This window comes from Tsuneonella mangrovi, assembly GCF_002269345.1.
Lineage (GTDB): Bacteria > Pseudomonadota > Alphaproteobacteria > Sphingomonadales > Sphingomonadaceae > Tsuneonella > Tsuneonella mangrovi.
Window position 1 is genome coordinate 2,236,616 of sequence record NZ_CP022889.1, and the last position, 16,270, is coordinate 2,252,885.

At 65.2% G+C, this 16,270-nt stretch carries 16 protein-coding genes; 3 read left to right on the forward strand and 13 right to left on the reverse strand.

The window, feature by feature from the left end:
• Positions 1-43 precede the first annotated feature (43 nt).
• The 13 genes from CJO11_RS10885 to tsaD form a co-directional block, all read right to left on the reverse strand.
• Positions 44-1,114 carry an acyl-CoA dehydrogenase family protein gene (locus CJO11_RS10885; protein WP_095012726.1) on the reverse strand — a complete coding sequence of 357 codons (1,071 nt, stop codon included), beginning with the start codon at positions 1,112-1,114 and terminating at the stop codon, positions 44-46.
• Positions 1,115-1,129: 15 nt separating this feature from the next.
• Positions 1,130-2,341 carry an acyl-CoA dehydrogenase family protein gene (locus CJO11_RS10890; protein WP_095012727.1) on the reverse strand — a complete coding sequence of 404 codons (1,212 nt, stop codon included), beginning with the start codon at positions 2,339-2,341 and terminating at the stop codon, positions 1,130-1,132.
• A 19-nt stretch (positions 2,342-2,360) separates the two neighbouring features.
• On the reverse strand, positions 2,361-3,851 hold the full coding sequence (locus CJO11_RS10895) for an MFS transporter (RefSeq protein ID WP_095012728.1): 1,491 nt from the start codon (positions 3,849-3,851) through the stop codon (positions 2,361-2,363).
• On the reverse strand, positions 3,848-5,158 hold the full coding sequence (locus CJO11_RS10900) for an acyl-CoA dehydrogenase family protein (protein WP_095012729.1): 1,311 nt from the start codon (positions 5,156-5,158) through the stop codon (positions 3,848-3,850). Before CJO11_RS10900 ends, CJO11_RS10895 begins: the two co-directional genes overlap by 4 nt.
• A 75-nt stretch (positions 5,159-5,233) precedes the next feature.
• Complete coding sequence (locus CJO11_RS10905; RefSeq protein WP_205651067.1) at positions 5,234-6,004, reverse strand: SDR family NAD(P)-dependent oxidoreductase; 771 nt, start codon at positions 6,002-6,004, stop codon at positions 5,234-5,236.
• Positions 6,005-6,062: 58 nt separating this feature from the next.
• The gene (locus tag CJO11_RS10910) at positions 6,063-7,070 is read right to left on the reverse strand and encodes a fumarylacetoacetate hydrolase family protein (protein WP_095012730.1); all 1,008 of its coding nucleotides are present in this window, start codon (positions 7,068-7,070) and stop codon (positions 6,063-6,065) included.
• Positions 7,071-7,087: 17 nt separating this feature from the next.
• Positions 7,088-7,729, reverse strand: a complete 642-nt coding sequence (gene maiA / locus CJO11_RS10915) for a maleylacetoacetate isomerase (RefSeq protein ID WP_095012731.1) — start codon at positions 7,727-7,729, stop codon at positions 7,088-7,090.
• A 57-nt stretch (positions 7,730-7,786) separates the two neighbouring features.
• On the reverse strand, positions 7,787-8,962 hold the full coding sequence (locus tag CJO11_RS10920) for an acyl-CoA dehydrogenase (RefSeq protein WP_095012732.1): 1,176 nt from the start codon (positions 8,960-8,962) through the stop codon (positions 7,787-7,789).
• A gap of 90 nt (positions 8,963-9,052) precedes the next feature.
• Positions 9,053-9,418, reverse strand: coding sequence for a response regulator (locus tag CJO11_RS10925; RefSeq protein WP_240504472.1), 366 nt, complete (start codon positions 9,416-9,418; stop codon positions 9,053-9,055).
• A gap of 67 nt (positions 9,419-9,485) precedes the next feature.
• Positions 9,486-10,064, reverse strand: a complete 579-nt coding sequence (locus CJO11_RS10930) for a hypothetical protein (RefSeq protein ID WP_095012734.1) — start codon at positions 10,062-10,064, stop codon at positions 9,486-9,488.
• A complete protein-coding gene (locus tag CJO11_RS10935; RefSeq protein WP_095012735.1) occupies positions 10,061-11,542 on the reverse strand; it encodes a lipopolysaccharide biosynthesis protein in 1,482 nt (493 codons plus the stop codon). The genes CJO11_RS10930 and CJO11_RS10935 overlap by 4 nt, the downstream gene beginning before the upstream one ends.
• A 23-nt stretch (positions 11,543-11,565) precedes the next feature.
• Positions 11,566-12,561, reverse strand: a complete 996-nt coding sequence (locus CJO11_RS10940; protein WP_095012736.1) for an NAD(P)H-dependent glycerol-3-phosphate dehydrogenase — start codon at positions 12,559-12,561, stop codon at positions 11,566-11,568.
• Positions 12,558-13,592: a tRNA (adenosine(37)-N6)-threonylcarbamoyltransferase complex transferase subunit TsaD gene (gene tsaD, locus CJO11_RS10945; RefSeq protein WP_095012737.1), complete on the reverse strand. Its 1,035-nt coding sequence runs from the start codon at positions 13,590-13,592 to the stop codon at positions 12,558-12,560. The genes CJO11_RS10940 and tsaD overlap by 4 nt, the downstream gene beginning before the upstream one ends.
• 46 nt (positions 13,593-13,638) lie before the next feature.
• On the opposite strand from tsaD, the gene hemC reads away from it, so the two are divergent.
• The 3 genes from hemC to CJO11_RS10960 are packed head-to-tail and all read left to right on the forward strand — an operon-like array spanning position 13,639 to position 16,261.
• Complete coding sequence (gene hemC, locus CJO11_RS10950; protein WP_095012738.1) at positions 13,639-14,580, forward strand: hydroxymethylbilane synthase; 942 nt, start codon at positions 13,639-13,641, stop codon at positions 14,578-14,580.
• Complete coding sequence (locus CJO11_RS10955; protein WP_095012739.1) at positions 14,577-15,257, forward strand: uroporphyrinogen-III synthase; 681 nt, start codon at positions 14,577-14,579, stop codon at positions 15,255-15,257. Before hemC ends, CJO11_RS10955 begins: the two co-directional genes overlap by 4 nt.
• 53 nt (positions 15,258-15,310) lie before the next feature.
• Entirely contained in the window at positions 15,311-16,261 is a 951-nt protein-coding gene (locus CJO11_RS10960; RefSeq protein WP_095012740.1) for a mitofilin family membrane protein, read from the forward strand.
• The last annotated feature ends 9 nt before the right edge of the window (positions 16,262-16,270 follow it).

The following is a 16,270-nucleotide window of genomic DNA, read 5'->3' on the forward strand; positions in this document are numbered from 1 at the left end:
GGAACCGGACCCGATTCCCGAAAACCGAATCGCGAGCGTTTGATCAGTAGCCTGAAAGCGAGGCGAAGCGATCGCGCATCTGGCTGCTCGATCCCCAGCTTGCTTCCAGGACACGGGCGCGCTTGAGATAGAAGCCGACATCGTATTCGTCGGTCATCCCGATCCCGCCGTGGAGCTGGATGCCTTCGCGGCTCATCCGGTGGAGCACGTCGTTGGCGGTCGCTTTGGCGATCGCCGCCGCGCGCGCCACGCCGAAACCGCTGTCGAGCGCTTCCAGCCCGGCTTCCACCGCCGAGCGCATTGTCGCAAGGTCGGCGAACAGGTCGGCCATGCGGTGCTGCAGCGCCTGGAAGGTCGCCAACACCTGGTTGAACTGGACGCGCTGTTTCAGGTAGTCGAGCGAGACGTCGAACACCTGCTGCGCCATGCCGAGCATCTCGCACGATGTCAGGATCCGCGCCCGGTCGAGCACGTCGTCGAGCAGGCTGTCACCGCCATCGGCAAGCCTTTCCGCCGCCGCGCCGTCGAAGGTCACTTGTGCATGGCTGCGCTGGTCGGTCAGCTCACGCCGCGAGAGGGCGACCCCGTCGCCCTTTTCGACCACGTAGAGCCCGTCGGCTGCGGCGACCACGAACAGGTCCGCTCCGTGCGCCTCGTGGACGAACGCCTTGGTCCCGCTGAGCTTGCCGCCTGAAACGGTCGTGGCGATCTTGCCGGGCGCATGGTGGGCGCCTTCATCGATCGCCAGCGTGCCGACCTTTTCGCCCGAAGCGAGCGCCGGGAGCCACTTGGCCTTCTGCTCGTCGCTGCCGCCCAGCACGATCGCGCTTGCAGCCAGCGTGGTCGCGATCAGCGGGCTCGCCGCGAGCGTCTTGCCCAGTTCCTCGACCACGAGTCCGACGGACATCCAGCCAAAGTCGCTGCCGCCGTAGGCTTCGGGCACGATGATCCCGGCCCAGCCCATTCCGGCCATCGCCGACCACGCATCGGCGAGATAACGCTCGTCCGGGTGGCTGTCGCGCATCTTGCGGAATTCGGTGACCGGGCTTTCGTTGGTTGCCCACTCGCGCGCCATGTCGCGCAGCATTTCCTGTTCTTCGTTGAGAACGGCCATTGTCGCGCCTCCCCCTTACTGGTGATCGAGCATACCAAGCACGCGCTTGGCGATGATGTTGTTCTGAATCTCGGTCGAGCCGCCGTAGATCGTGAAGGCCTTTCCGAACAGCCAGCCGCGCACGCCTGCGAGCTCTGCTTCGGTGAACCCTTCGCCTTCCCAGCCAAGGCCCTGCAGACCCATGATCTCGATCGTCAGCTCGGCACGCTCCTGGCCGAGCTTGGTGCCGAGCTTCTTGAGCACTGAGCTGATTTCGGACACGCCGCCCGAGGCTTTCGATTCCTCCGCCGCGCGTCGCGCGGTGAGCAGGAAGGTGTTCCAGCGGATTTCGTAGTCGGCGATCCTATCGCGCAGGACCGGGTCGGCGAGCTTTCCGTCGGCATCGAGCTCGCCATACTTGCGGGCGATATCGCTCACCGTGGGGCCCATCATCCGTGCCATCGAGCCGCCGCCGGAGATGTTGGTGCGCTCGTGCTGGAGCAGGCGCTTACCGATCGTCCAGCCCTGGCCTTCCGCGCCCACGAGGTTCTTCTTGGGCACCTTCACGTCGGTGAAGAAGGTTTCGCAGAACGGGCTGAGGCCGCTGATCATGCGGATCGGGCGTACTTCTACGCCGGGGCTGGTCATGTCGATCAGCAGGAAGCTGATGCCATTGTGCTTGTCGCTGCGGTCGGTCCGCACGAGGCAGAAGCACTTGTCCGCCCACTGGCCGCCGCTGGTCCAGGTCTTCTGGCCGTTGACCACGTAGTGATCGCCCTTGTCTTCGGCGAAAGTCTGCAGGTTGGCGAGGTCGGAGCCGGCGTTGGGCTCGGAGTATCCCTGGCACCAGCGGATTTCACCGCGACAGATCGGCGGGATATGTTCGTGCTTCTGCTCCTCGCTGCCGTATTCGAGCAGGGTCGGGCCGAACATCATCACGCCCATGCCGCCGATCGGGTTCCATGCGTTGGCCTTGGCGAGCTCTTCATTGAGGATCTTCGCCTGCTTGCGGGTCAGCCCGCCGCCGCCGTATTCCCTGGGCCAAGTCGGCGTGCCCCAGCCGCGCTCGCCCACCGCTTCGCGCCATGCTTTCTGTGCCGGGGTTTCATTGGTCGGCCCTTCGACCGACGCGAGGGCGTTGTTGTTGCCCTTGAGTTCGTCGGCGAAGTTCGCAGCGATGAACGCGCGCACTTCCTCGCGAAACGCGTCGTCGGTGGTTGCATCTTGCGGTTCGGCCAGGGTCGCCATGTCTTCTCTCCTCGTTTTGTCAGCGCACTGGGGCGCCGAATGTTCCATCGCGCTCGATCTGTTCGAGCGCCTCTGCTTCCAGCGCGCGCAGGCGGGCTACGTTCTCGCGGTGCATTGCTTCCGTGATAGGGTAGAACAACAAAAGCAGGCCGCCAATGGTCCACAAGGCCAGCGAAGTGGGCACATAATGTGCCAGCAGGCTTTGCGTCATCGCATGGGTTACTTGGGCCGGATCGACCTTGTGCGGGAATCCTGACCATTCGAGCACCATGCCGGCGGAAAAGATACCCATCGCCGCTGAAGCTTGCTGCATGAAGCTGTGTGCCGAGAAAAAGACACCTGCGGTGTGCTTGCCGGTCTTCACTGCGTGGTCCTCGACGATGTCGGCGATCATCGAACTGGTGTTGATCAGCGAGATCGCGACCATCGAACCGTAAACTGCGCCGATCACGAACAAAGTCGGGACGAGGGCAGGGTGCCCCGGAGGGAAGAACAGCCCGAAATAGGTGAGAACCAGTGACGAAGTACCCAGCGATACTCCGCCCAGCGCCATGATGATCGAGGTGTTGCGCTTGCCCATGCGCCGCGAAACCATCGGCGCGAGCGGAGCGGCGATCACCGCCGCGATCAGCGAATCGAACGTCAGCAGCGCCAGTTGCGGCGATGTCAGCTTGAACACGTAAGTTCCGATATACAGCGTCACCGCGCTGTAGAGCCCGATCGCGCTGTACTTGAAGACCCCAAATCCGAACACCGCGAGGAACGCCCGGTGGCGGAATGCCTCGAACATCTCGCTCACGTGCGCGGAAAGCGACATCTTGCCCGAATCGCCATCGACCTGGCGCATGTGCGGGATCCGATTGGCGGTCCCGAAACCGAATGTGAGAATGGCGATCAGGATAATCAGCGCGCCCGCGATTGCGAAGCGGGTATAGCCGGCAGGGTTGAGCTGGCCTTGCGGATAATCGGCGGTTGCGACGAAGAAGAACGCCAGGCTGAACGCGGTGAACCCGAAATTGCCAAGGTAACCGAACATGTAGCGCAGCGAAAACAGCCTGGTGCGCTCGTTATAGTCGCTGGTCAGCTCCGGGTTCATCGCCGATGCTGGGATTTCGAACATGCTGATCGAAATGCGGGTGAGCGATGCGACCGCGAAGATCCACAGCCCGCTTTGCAAGTGGCTCATGCCCGCCGGGGGAAACCATGTGAGTGCGAAGAAAAACGCGGTGGGGAGGGCGGACCCGAAGACAAACGGGTGGCGGCGCCCCCAGCGGCTGCGCGTCCGGTCCGACCAGCGGCCGATCAGTGGATCGACAACGGCATCGACCAGCAGGGTCAGCGCCACGGCGGCCGATACGATCGCCGCGGGCACCCCGATGACCTGATTGTAGTAGAGCAGCAGGTAGGCCGAGAACGCCGCGTTCTTGATCCCGACTGCTACTGCGCCGAAGCCATACGCGGCCTTCGTGCCGACTCCGATCGGCGGTGCCTGCGATGCAGATACGGTCAAGCGTCGGCCTCCGCCAAGGCAGCAATGTCCTCTACCGGATCACCGTAGAGCTCGATTGCCTGCGCGCGTCGGTTGAGCAGCGAGTAGTCGGGAAACACCGGGTCCTTCACGTCGCGATAGGCGCGCAAGTGCTGCTTCGCGACAGTGACCTTGTGGACCTCTGTCGGACCGTCGGCGATGCCCATCACCATCGATGCGATCAGGCTGCCGACGAACGGCATTTCGTTCGACACGCCGAGCGAGCCGTGGATGTGGATGCAGCGACTGGCGATGTCGTGGTAGATCTTCGGCGTCAGCGCCTTGATCGCGGCGATGTCCTTTCGGACCTTGCGATAGTCCTGGTACTTGTCGATTGCCCACGCGGTCTTGAGCACGAAAAGCTTGAACTGTTCGAGCTCGATGTAGCTGTCGGCGATGTCGAACTGCACGCCCTGGAAATCGGCGAGCGTGCCGGTGCGGGTCTCGCGGCTCACCGCGCGGCGGCTCATCCTGTCGAGCAACTTCTTGCAATTGCCGACCGTCCGCATTGCGTGGTGGACGCGGCCACCGCCGAGGCGGGTCTGCGAAATCGCGAAAGCACTGCCCTGTTCGCCGAGCAGGTGATCGGCGGGAACCCGCACGTTGGTGTAGCGGATATAGCTTTCCGCCCCTTCGCGCTGCTGGCCATAGACCCCGACGTTGCGGGCGATTTCGACCCCCGGCGTATCGACCGGCACGATGAACATGCTCATGCGCTGGTGCCGCGGTGCGTCAGGGTCGGTGACCGCCATCACGATCAGGAAGTCGGCGAACTTGCCGTTGGTCGAAAACCACTTCTCGCCGTTGATCTTCCAGTGGTTGCCGTCGAGCTCGGCGCGGGTGACGAAGTTGGTCGGGTCCGATCCGCCTTGCGGCTCGGTCATCGAGAACGCCGAGACGATCTCGTTTTCGAGCAGCGGCTGGAGATACCGTTCCTTCTGTTCGGGAGTGCCGTAGTGCGCGATGATCTCGGCGTTGCCGGTGTCGGGCGCCTGGCATCCGAACACGATCGGCGCGAACGTCGCCCCGCCGAGAATTTCGTTCATCAGGCCGAGCTTGACCTGGCCATAACCCTGCCCGCCGAGCTCGGGGCCCAGGTGGCAGGCCCACAGGCCCTGGTCCTTCACTTCTTGCTGCAGCGGGCGAACCAGCGCATTGCGCCGCTCGTTGGTCACGTCGTAGGGGTGGATGCCGAGATGGCCGAGCGGTTCGACCTTGTCCTCTACGAAGCTTTCCATCCAGTCGAGTTTCGCCTGGAATTCGGGATCGGTCTCGAAATCCCACGCCATTGATGTCTCTCCCGCATGGACGCTTTGTCGCGCCTCAGCGAATCGACCATACCCGTTTTCCGAAAAGCCTCAAGATCAGACGGTCGAGCCGCCGTCGACCACCACCGTTTGCCCGGTCATCCAGCTTGCCGCAGGGCTGCACAGGAACACCGCCATGCCGGCGATGTCGTCGGGCTCGCCCAGCCGGCCCATCGGGGTGCGCGCGATCGCGGCCTTTTCCGCCTCGGGGTTCTCGTAGAGGGCACGGGCGAATTCGGTCTTCACCAGCCCTGGCGCGATGCCGTTGACGCGGATGCCGTGCTTGCCGTTCTCGACCGCGTAGTTGCGCACCAGCTGGATGTCGGCCGCCTTGGTGATGGCATATGCGCCGAGAATCGGGGTGCCGCGAAGCGCGCCGATCGAACTGATTACCACGATTGCTCCGTCGCCCTTTGCGCGCATGTCGGGCAGCGCGAGCTGGATCAGCCAATGGTTCGAGATGATGTTGTTCGAAAGCGTCTTCTGGAACACCCCGTCGTCGATGGTATCGAGCGAACCGTAGTGCGGGTTCGAGGCGGCATTGCACACGAGGATGTCGATCGGGCCGAAGGCACCGTGGGTCTTCTCGACCAGCGATGCGAGTGCTTCCTTCGACGAAATGCTGGCGGCAATGGCGATCGCGCTGCCTTCGCCGCATTCGGCGTTGATCGCGCTGGCGACTTCCTCGCAGGTGTCCTGGTTCCGGCTCGAGATGACGACTTTCGCGCCGCGCTGCGCGAGCCGTTCGGCAATTGCTCGGCCGATCCCGCGCGAGGACCCGGTAACGATAGCGACTTTGCCGGTGAGATCGAACGGATCGGACATCATGGCTCTCCCTGTTGTTTGGAAGATACCATGTGTTCGAAACGGGTCGAGCGCAAGCCCGTCAGGCGGCGACGACTTCCTGCTCGATCTTGCCGAAGATCGAATGGCCGTGTTCGTCGCGCATCTCGATCGCCACGGTATCGCCGGGAGACATGAACGGTGTGCTCGGCTTTCCGTCGCGGATCGTCTCGATCATGCGGATTTCGGCGATGCACGAATAGCCCGCGCCGCCTTCGGCCACCGGCTTGCCCGGGCCGCCATCGGCACCCTTGTTGCTGACCGTGCCGGAGCCGACGATTGAGCCGGCGGTAAGGTTGCGGGTCTTGGCTGCATGGGCGACGAGCTGGGCGAGGTTGAAGGTTGCTTCCTGCGCGGCATTGGCGCGGCCGAACGGTGCGCCGTTGTAATCGACCAGCAGCGGCAGGTCGATCACGCTGCCTTTCCACGCATCGCCCAGTTCGTCGGGTGTCACAGCAACGGGTGAAAATGCGCTCGCGGGTTTTGACTGGAAGAACCCGAAGCCCTTGGCGAGTTCCCCGGGAATGAGGCCGCGCAGCGACACGTCGTTGACCAGCATCAGCAGCTTGATGTGCCCGGCGGCATCCTCGGCCGAAACGCCCATCGGCACGTCGTCGACGATACAGGCGATCTCGCCTTCCATGTCGCAACCCCACGCGGAGTCTTTCAGCGGGATCGGATCGCGCGGATTGAGGAAGCCGTCGCTGCCGCCCTGGTACATCAGCGGGTCGTGGTAGAAACTTTCGGGCACTTCCGCACCGCGTGCCTGCCGCACCAGCTCGACGTGGTTGATATACGCCGATCCGTCAGCCCACTGGTAGGCGCGGGGGAGCGGGCTGGCCGCGTCATGCTCGTGGAACCGTTCGCACGGCACGGTCTGGTGTTCGACGTCGCGATAGAGCGCTTCGAGCTGCGGAGCGAGCTGCGCCCAGTTGTCGAGCGCGTGCTGCATGGTCGGAGCGATGTTGTCTGCCGCGCAGTAGCGGGTCACGTCTTTCGAGACGACCACCAGCTTCCCGTCGCGTCCGTGCTTGAGCGATGCGAGTTTCATGACGTCTTGTCTCCGGCTTAGGTTTCTGGGGGAGTGTCGGGCTGGTTGGCTGGGTGCGCACGCGCGAATTCAGGCCGCGCAAGGCAGGCCTGCTCGATCGCTTCGATCCGCGGCATCGCCGAGAAATCGAACCCGAAGCGGCGAGCATTATAGACTTGTGGCAGCAGCACGACTTCGAAGAAGCCGGGCGCGTCGAACAGGAAATCGCCGGTGCCCAGCTGTTCCAGCCGGGTTTCGACCGGCACCAGCGTCTTCGCCAGCCAGTGCAGGTACCACGCAGTGATCGCGTCCTGGTCCCGCCCGTATTCGTTCTTGAGATATTGCAGCACCGGCAGGTTGAGCGGGGCGTGCAGTTCGGTGGCGATGGCGTATGCCAGTTCGCGCGCGGTGAAACGATCCTCGACTTCGGAAGGCAGCAGCGGCCGGTCGGGATAGGCTTCGTCGAGCCATTCGAGGATCGCCATCGATTGCGCCCGGTCGCGCCCGTCGGCTTCGAGCATCGGCACCCCGCCGAACGGATTGCGCGCGCGGAACGCTTCGCCCTTCTGCTCCGACTGGAGCAGGTTCACCGGCACGACTTCGTAGTCGAGCCCTTTAAGGTTGAGCGCGATCCGCAGGCGATAGCTGGTCGAGCTGCGGAAGTAGGCGTGGAGCTTCATGTCCTCTCCCTTAGCAATGGTTTCAAATGAAACCAACCCGCTCTTGCATAGCGCGTGTCAGAAGGCTGCGATGCCCGTGATCGCTCTCCCGAGGATCAGCGCGTGGACGTCGTGCGTGCCTTCGTAGGTGTTGACCGTCTCGAGGTTCACCATGTGGCGGATCACCTGGTACTCGCCCGAAATGCCGTTGCCGCCGTGCATGTCGCGCGCCATCCGCGCGATATCGAGCGCCTTGCCGACATTGTTGCGCTTGACGATGCTGATCATCTCCGGCGCGAACGCGTGCTCGTCCATCAGCCGCCCGACGCGCAGCGATGACTGCAGGCCCAGCGCGATCTCGCTGGTCATGTTGGCGAGCTTGAGCTGGTAGATCTGTTTCGAAGCCAGCGGCACGCCGAATTGCTTGCGATCGAGGCCGTACTGGCGCGCGGCGGCAAGGCAGAACTCCGCCGCGCCCATCGCGCCCCAGCTGATGCCGTAGCGCGCGCGGTTGAGGCAGCCGAACGGCCCCTTTAGCCCCTGGACCTCGGGCAGCAGCGCGTCGGCGGGCAGCTTGACCTCGTCCATCACGATCATCCCGGTGGTGCTGGCGCGCAAGCTGAGCTTGTGGCCGATCTTGGGCGCGGACAGACCCGGCATCCCCTTTTCGAGGATGAACCCGCGAATGCCGCCGCCGTGCGCTTCGCTCTTGGCCCAGACGACGAACACATCGGCGAACGGGGCGTTGGAGATCCACGTCTTCGAACCGGAAATGACGTATCCGTCGCCGTCCTTCTTCGCGATCGTCTTCATCGATCCGGGATCGGAGCCGGCGTCCGGCTCGGTCAGGCCGAAGCAGCCGATCAGCTTGCCGCTGGCGAGGCCGGGCAAGTATTTGCGCTTCTGCTCTTCCGAGCCGTATGCATGGATCGGATACATCACGAGGCTCGACTGGACCGAGGCCATCGAGCGATAGCCAGAATCGACCCGCTCGATCTCGCGCGCGATCAGCCCGTAAGCCACGTAGCTCGCACCCGCGCCGCCATATTCCTCGGGCACGGTCGCACCGAGCAACCCCGCCTGGCCCATCAGCGGGAACAGTTCGGGGGCATCGAGCTCCTGTTCGAACGCTTCGATCACGCGCGGCTGGAGTTCGGATTGCGCGAAGGCATGTGCCGCGTCGCGGATCATGCGTTCGTCTTCTGTCAATTGCCCATCGAGTGCGAACGGGTCTTCCCAGTTGAACGGTGTCATGGCGCGGCCTTTGGCACGGCAAAGGAACCCGGCGCAAGCAGGGAACGCGCAAATCGCGCGAGCGGCTGGTCAATTGTCAGGGTGGGCCGGTCAGGCCGGTGCGTGCTGGAGCACCTCGTGCATGATCGAGATGATGCGGTTCGGCGGGCACGGCTTGGAACACGCAATCGCTTGCGGATAGCGCGCGGATACTTCGGCAGGCGAGACCTGCCCGGAATGGAAAATCACCGGGACGTCGGCCGCGATCAGGTCTTCTGCTAGCGCATATGATTCGCCGTCCTGCAGTCGCACGTCGAGGATCGCGAGGTCCGGCTTGTGCTGGGCGATCGAGGCGCGCGCCGACTGGAGCGACACGAACGGGCCTTCGACCTTGAAACCCGCTTCTTCGACCGTGTTGCACAGGTCCACGCCGACGATCAGTTCGTCTTCGGCAACGAGCACACACGGTTGGGTCATCTGATACTCCTGCGAACGGTCTTCCTTTATGCGACCCGTTAACGCGCGAGATCGGGCGGGGTTCCCGTCAGGTGGCGCCGAAGCGAGCGCGGAACGCCTCGATATCGCCGTCCGCGAGCATTTGTGCCTGTTCGACCCAGCCGTCGCGCCGGATACGGCCTTCGAAGCGGCCGAGCTGCGCATCGATGCGGTCGATCTCGGCATCGTCCCACGCAGCGATCTGCGCGAACCGGGTCACGCCCAATTCTCCGAGCAGCGTTGCCAGCTTCGGGCCAAGCCCCTTGATCATCGTCAGGTCGTCCGCGGCAACGGCAGCGGTCGCTTCAGCGGCAGGTTCGTGCGCATGGGCCGCTTCGTCGGCTTCGAGCTGTGCATCTTCGACCGCAGCGGCGATCGCTGCCCCCACTCCGGCGAGCCCTTCGGGCGCAGCGGGCGGGATCGGCACTGGGTCCTTGTGCGCGGCAGGGGCTGCGTCGATCAGCGCCTGGTTGCGCGCAGCCGGTGCAGCGCCTTCATCGAGGGTATCGCGCCGGTCCGTCTCGACGCGGGTCCGGCGGGTGGCCATGAACACCCACCAGGCCACCACCAGCGCGATGACCAGCGCCACCACCGCCAGCAGCCAGTTCTCGGCCAGCACTTGAGTCATTTATCGTCACTCCTGTCAGCCTCGGGTTCTGCCGGTTCGAGCTTGCGACGAAACAGCACCCGGTCTTCCGGCCCGAACCCGAATTGCCAGATCACCCATCCGTATACCCCAAGAATGGCCGGGATGCCGAACGCCAACTCGGTCCATTCGGGAAGGCGGGTGAACAGCCACCCGACTGCTGCGGCAGGGGCTGCGGCATAGACCAGCGCCCAGCGCCAGTTGTTGATCGGTTCCTGGAGGATCCGGGCAAGCACCCGGCTCTTGACCAGTGATGCGAGACCGAGCGCGAGCATCAACGAAAGCGCGGCCCCTGCAGCCTTGAAATTGTCATTGAGGCCCAATCGATCGACCAGCAGCATTGCAAACACCGTCAGCATCGCCTGCAGCACGATCGTGAGGACCGAGATCGACAGGTTGCGCGCCCGCGCGACGTAAATCAGCGCTGCTTCCGATACGACCGCCGTTGCCGCCACCACTTCGGCGGCGAGGAGGAAAGCCAGCGCGCCTGTCCCGCCGACGAAAGTCGGGCCAAACAGGCCCATTACCCCTTCGCCGGGGATGCCCAGTGCAAGGGCAATGCCGGCTTGCGCGGCAGTGATCCAGAAGCCCACCTGGCAGACCTGCCGCGCGATCGCGCCATAGTTCTTGTGCTTGAGGTTGCGGGTAATCACCGGGCCGAGGATCGGCTCGAAGCTGGTCTTGAGCTTTTGCGGCAGCGAAGCGACCTGCTGCGCGCCGTAGTAGATGCCGACCGCTTGCGGCGCGGCGAACAGGCCGAGGATGAACAGGTCGATCCGCCGGGTGCCCCATTCGATCGCGTCGGCGGTGGCGAGCGGAAGCGCTCGCGTAGCCAGACGGACCATGTCGCGCGGGTTGGGGTGCCAGCCGTGCGGCAGGCCATAGGTCCGGATAAACGCCACCAGACCGGTCGCCAGTCCCGCATAGACCGATGCGACGTAGGCGAGGATCAACCCCGATTGCGGGCTCACGAACCACAGCACTCCGGCGAGAATCGAGATCGTCCAGGGCTCGACGACCGCTCGCGCGCGCACCGTGGTCGCGATGTCGTAGCGATAGGCCTGCGCTGCCAGCACGATCTCGGTCAGCGCGAAGGCGGGAATGGCCAGCACCACCATGCGGTCGAGCCATGTCGCGTCGCCGCTCGGGAACAGGGGGAAGGGGACGAACCAGAAGAACGCGGCTGCAACGCTCGACAGGACCAGTGCGATCAGCAACCCGTCGAACACGAGGTGGGTCTGATCGGCGTCGCTGTCGGACAGCCGCTGCGCCAGCCCGCGCTTTTCGCCCAGCGAGCACATCATGGCCGCCAGTTCGGCAACGACCAGTGCCGAGGCAAAGACACCGAGCTTTTCGGCTCCATAGAGCCGTCCGGCGATAAAAATGAACGGTAGCCGCGCAGCGAGCCGCAGCAGGAAACCGAAGAAGTTGGTCCGCCCACCTTGCGCGAGCGTGGCCATGTCGGAGTGCGATGCGGGATCGGTCACGCAGGCGTTTCCGCAGTCAGCGGGCGGGACAACAGGGCGGAGACCACTTCGCGGGTCGGTGCTCCCTTGAGCAAGCGGTCGACGGCCGTAGCGATCGGCATCGAGATTCCGTGGCGCGCGGCCAGCTCGATCAGCACCGGCGCGGTGTGCGCCCCTTCGGCCACGGTCTTGCGGTCGACCATCAAGGCTGCGGGGTCCTGTCCTTCGCCCAGTGCCTTGCCGAGGCTGAAATTGCGGCTCGAAGTAGACGAGCACGTCAGCACCAGGTCGCCAAGCCCGCACAGTCCGGCGAGCGTCTCGCGCTCGGCACCCAATGCATCGCCGAAGCGGACCATTTCGGCATAGCCGCGCGCGATCAGCGCGGCGCGCGCGTTCTGGCCCAACTTCAGGCCGTCGACCACGCCGCACGCGATCGCCAGCACGTTCTTGACCGCGCCGCCGATTTCCGCACCGACCACGTCGTCCGAATAGTAAGGGCGAAACGCTGGACGGGCGATTTGCGGTGCCAAGCGTTCCCACTGTTCCTCGCTGCCCGAACACGCGAGCGTGACAGCTGTCGGCAATCCGGCGGCGACTTCGTGCGCAAATGTCGGGCCCGACAGGATCGCAATCGCGCTGCCCGGTTTCGCCTCAGTGGCAACTTCGTTCATCAACCGCCCGCTGTTTGCCTCGATCCCCTTGCTGCACAGCACGAGATCGCGCGGGGTTGCCGGCATCGAAGACAGGACGGTGCCGAGGTGCTGCGCTGGCGTGACGGCCAGCACAGTGTCGAGCGCCGCAAAATCACCGAGATCGCTGGTTGCATGGATGCTCTCGGCAAGCCGCGCGCTTGGCAGATAGAGGCTGTTGGTGTGCTGCGTGTTGATTTCCGAAACCAGATCCGTCTCGAACGCCCAGACCAGCACATCGCGCCCGTCGCTGGCGAGCATCTGCGCAAGCGCCGTGCCCCATGCGCCCGCGCCGAGCACGCCGATTTGCCTCACCGCACTCATCCCTTCACTCCGGCACCGCGGACGGGCTCGGCCTCCGGGTCGAGCGGCCAGCGCGGACGTGCGGCGACATCGAGCGGATCGCTTTGTCCGCTCGCCAATCGTTCGCATCCGGCCCATGCAATCATCGCGGCGTTGTCTGTGCACAACGCAGGTGGCGGGGCGGTGAACGGCAGCCCGCGATCGTCGGCCAGCGCCTGCAGGGCCGCGCGCATCGACGCGTTTGCCGCTACGCCGCCAGCCACGACCAGCGCGGTGACCGGTCCCATCGCATCGAGCGCGATGCCAAGCCGATCGGTGACACAGTCGATCGCGGCTTGCTGGAAACTCGCGGCGATATCGGCGGCGGCATATTGCCCGCTTTCGTGCGCGCGCAGGACTGCGCTCTTGAGACCGGCGAACGAGAAATGTGGCTCTCCGCTTCCGACGAGCGGGCGGGGCAGGGGGATAGCCGCGCAATCGCCTTCCTTGGCCAGCTTTTCCACCGCCGGGCCGCCCGGGAAACCGAGGCCGAGAATCTTGGCGGTCTTGTCGAACGCTTCGCCCAGCGCATCGTCGATCGTGGTGGCGAACCGGCGGTATCGGCCGACGCCATCGACCCGCAGCACCTGGCAATGCCCGCCGGAAACGAGCAGCAGCGCGTAGGGGAATTCGAGCGCGGGATCGGCTAGCCGCGGGCTCAAAGCGTGTCCTTCGAGGTGGTTGAGCGCCATCAGCGGCACGTCGGCGGCCATCGCCAGCGCCTTGGCGCTGACCAGCCCGACCATCACCCCGCCGATGAGGCCCGGCCCGGCGGTGGCGGCGATTGCGTCGAGATCGGTGAGCGCAATCCCCGCTTCGTCGAAAACCGCTTCGATCATCGGGGCAAGCCGCTCTGCGTGCGCGCGCGCGGCAATCTCCGGAACCACTCCGCCATAGGGCGCGTGCGCCTCGTCCTGGCTCGCGATTCGCTGCGCCAGGATACGCCGGTCGCTTGCGACCAGCGCTGCCGCCGTCTCGTCGCAGCTCGATTCGATTCCCAGGACCACGCCCATCCCGCTTCCACTTAGTCCTTTGCTTGGGTAGGGCAAGCGCCAGCCCATGAACGACACGGTCCGTCCCCATCCGAAGTTGCGCCTTGGAACGCGCCGTTCGCCGCTCGCTCTGGCGCAGGCGCACGAGGCACGTGCAAGGCTGTGCAAGGTGCACGGGTGGGACGAATCGGCGGTCGAACTGGTCCCGGTGGTCGCCAGCGGCGACAAGGTGCAGGACCGGCCGCTCGCCGAAATCGGCGGCAAGGCGCTGTGGACCAAGGAACTCGACGAGTGGCTCCACGATGGCCGGATCGACGCGGCAGTGCATTCGATGAAGGACGTCGAGACGCTGCGCCCCGATTTTCTCGTCATCGCTGCAATCCTGCCGCGCGCCGATGTGCGCGACGTGCTGGTCGGGGCCGAGAGCCTTGCCGCGATCCCGCAAGGTGCCCGCGTGGGCACGAGCGCCCCGCGCCGTGCCGCGCAGATGCTCCACGCGCGGCCCGATTGCACTATCGTGTCGTTTCGCGGGAACGTCGCGACCCGGATGGCCAAGCTCGCGCAAGGCGAAGCAGACGTGACCCTGCTCGCCGCTGCGGGCCTCGCGCGGCTGGGCGAGAGCGCATCGGGTCATCCGCTTGAAGTGGATGAGTGGCTCCCCGCCCCGGCGCAGGGGGCGATCGGGATCGAATGCCGTGCCAGCGATGCTCAGGCGCGCGCATGGCTGGCCGCGATCGATCACGCGCCCAGCCACGCGGCGGTGCTTGCCGAGCGCGCCTTGCTCGAGGGGCTCGGCGGAACATGCCACAGCCCGGTCGCGGTGTTGACCGAAGCGGACGGCAATGAACTGGCGATGCGCGCAGCGATCTTCAGCGCCGACGGGGCTGAGCGGGTTATCGGCGAAGCGCGCTTCGCGCCCGACGACCTGGCAGGACCAAAGGCACTGGCTGTCGATCTGCTCGCCCGGTCGGGCCCGGCAGTCAGGTCGCTCTTCACCGGCGCGCCATGAGCCGAAAGGTCGTGGTCTTGCGCCCCGAGCCCGGGCTATCCGAAACGCTGTCGGCAGCACGGACGGCTGGTCTCGAGGCGATCGGCTCGCCGCTGTTCGAGATCGAGCCGGTCGCGTGGGACTTGCCCGATCCCGCCGAATTCGATGCGCTGCTGGTGGGCAGCGCCAACGTGTTCCGGCACGGTGGACAGGGGTTGGAGCAGCTGAGGGCACTGCCCGTGCACGCCGTCGGAAAACGCACTGCGCAGGCGGCCCACGATGCTGGATTTGAAGTGTCGAGCGTCGGCTCGGGCGGGTTGCAGCAAGTGCTGGACGGTCTCTCTGCACCGCTCCGATTGCTTCGGCTGGCAGGGGCGGAACGCGTCACCCTGACACCTCCAGCAGGCATCACGACCTCGGAAAAAGTGGTCTATCGCGCGGCTCCGTTGCCGCTGGAGGACAATGCGGTCGAGATCCTCTCGAGCGGCGATGCGGTTGCGCTTCTGCATTCGGGCGCGGCTGCCCGCCGGCTCGCCGCCGAATGCGAGCGCGTCGGCCTCGCGCGCGGTTCGATCGCATTGGCCGCGCTTGCGCCACGTATCGCCGAGTGCGCTGGCGAAGGGTGGAAGAGCGTGCAGGTCGCTCCACAAACCGATGATGCGGCTTTACTGGCCATGCTCGCCGACATCTGCCATTGATTCGCAAACTTCGAGGCCGCAAAGGCATATCCGGGTCCGCAGAACGGAAGGTAATGAACGCGTTTTCGTCAGAAGGTCGCAGTGGCGGCTCGTTGAAGCCGGTCATCATCGCCGTGCTCGCCGCGTTCGCGCTGGGTGCATCGCTGGCGGGGTATCTTGCGTGGAAGGGATATATCCATCCGCCGAGCAACAGCGGAAGCAGCGCGGATATTGATTTCACTCCGCCTTCGCCCACTGCCGACGCCGCTGTGCCGCAAAAGCTGACCGGACCGTCTCCTGCGGCCTCGCCCAGCGCCGCTCCGACACCCGATGCCAGCGCGACGGCCGCCGCCAAGGCAGTCCAGCAGGTTGCCGAACAGCAAGGCGGGATCGACCAGCGGCTGGCCGCGGCCGAGCAGCGCATCACCAAGCTCGACCTCCAGGCGCAGGCAGCCGCCGGCAATGCCGCGCGCGCGGAAGGCCTGCTGATCGCGTTCGCCACCCGCCGCGCGCTCGAACGCGGCGCACCGCTCGGCTACCTCGAAGAGCAGCTCAAACTGCGCTTCGGCGACGCCAAACCCAATTCGGTGCAGACGATCATCGAGTTCTCGCACAATCCGGTCACGCTCGATGTGCTGATCGCGCAGCTGCAGGGGCTCGGCCCCAAGCTGGAAGACAACTCGAGCGAACCGTTCTTCACCCGCGTGAAGCAGGAACTGTCCGACCTGTTCGTGATCCGCCGCGAGACGACGCCGTCGCCGCAGCCGCAGAAGCGGCTCGAACGCGCGCGGTTCTTCCTCGAGAGCGGGCGGGTGGACAAGGCGATCGGCGAAGTCGAGCAATTGCCCGGCGCAGCATCGGCCAAGGACTGGATCGCCAAGGCCCGCCGCTACGAGCGGGCGCAGCAGGCGCTCGACCTGATCGAAACCTCTGCCGTGCGCGAACCGCGTTTGTTGCGCGACGGGAACGGCAAGCTGGTCGAACAGCCGAGCCCGGCGGACGCGGAGACCACCCCGTCCAATTGATCCGGGATA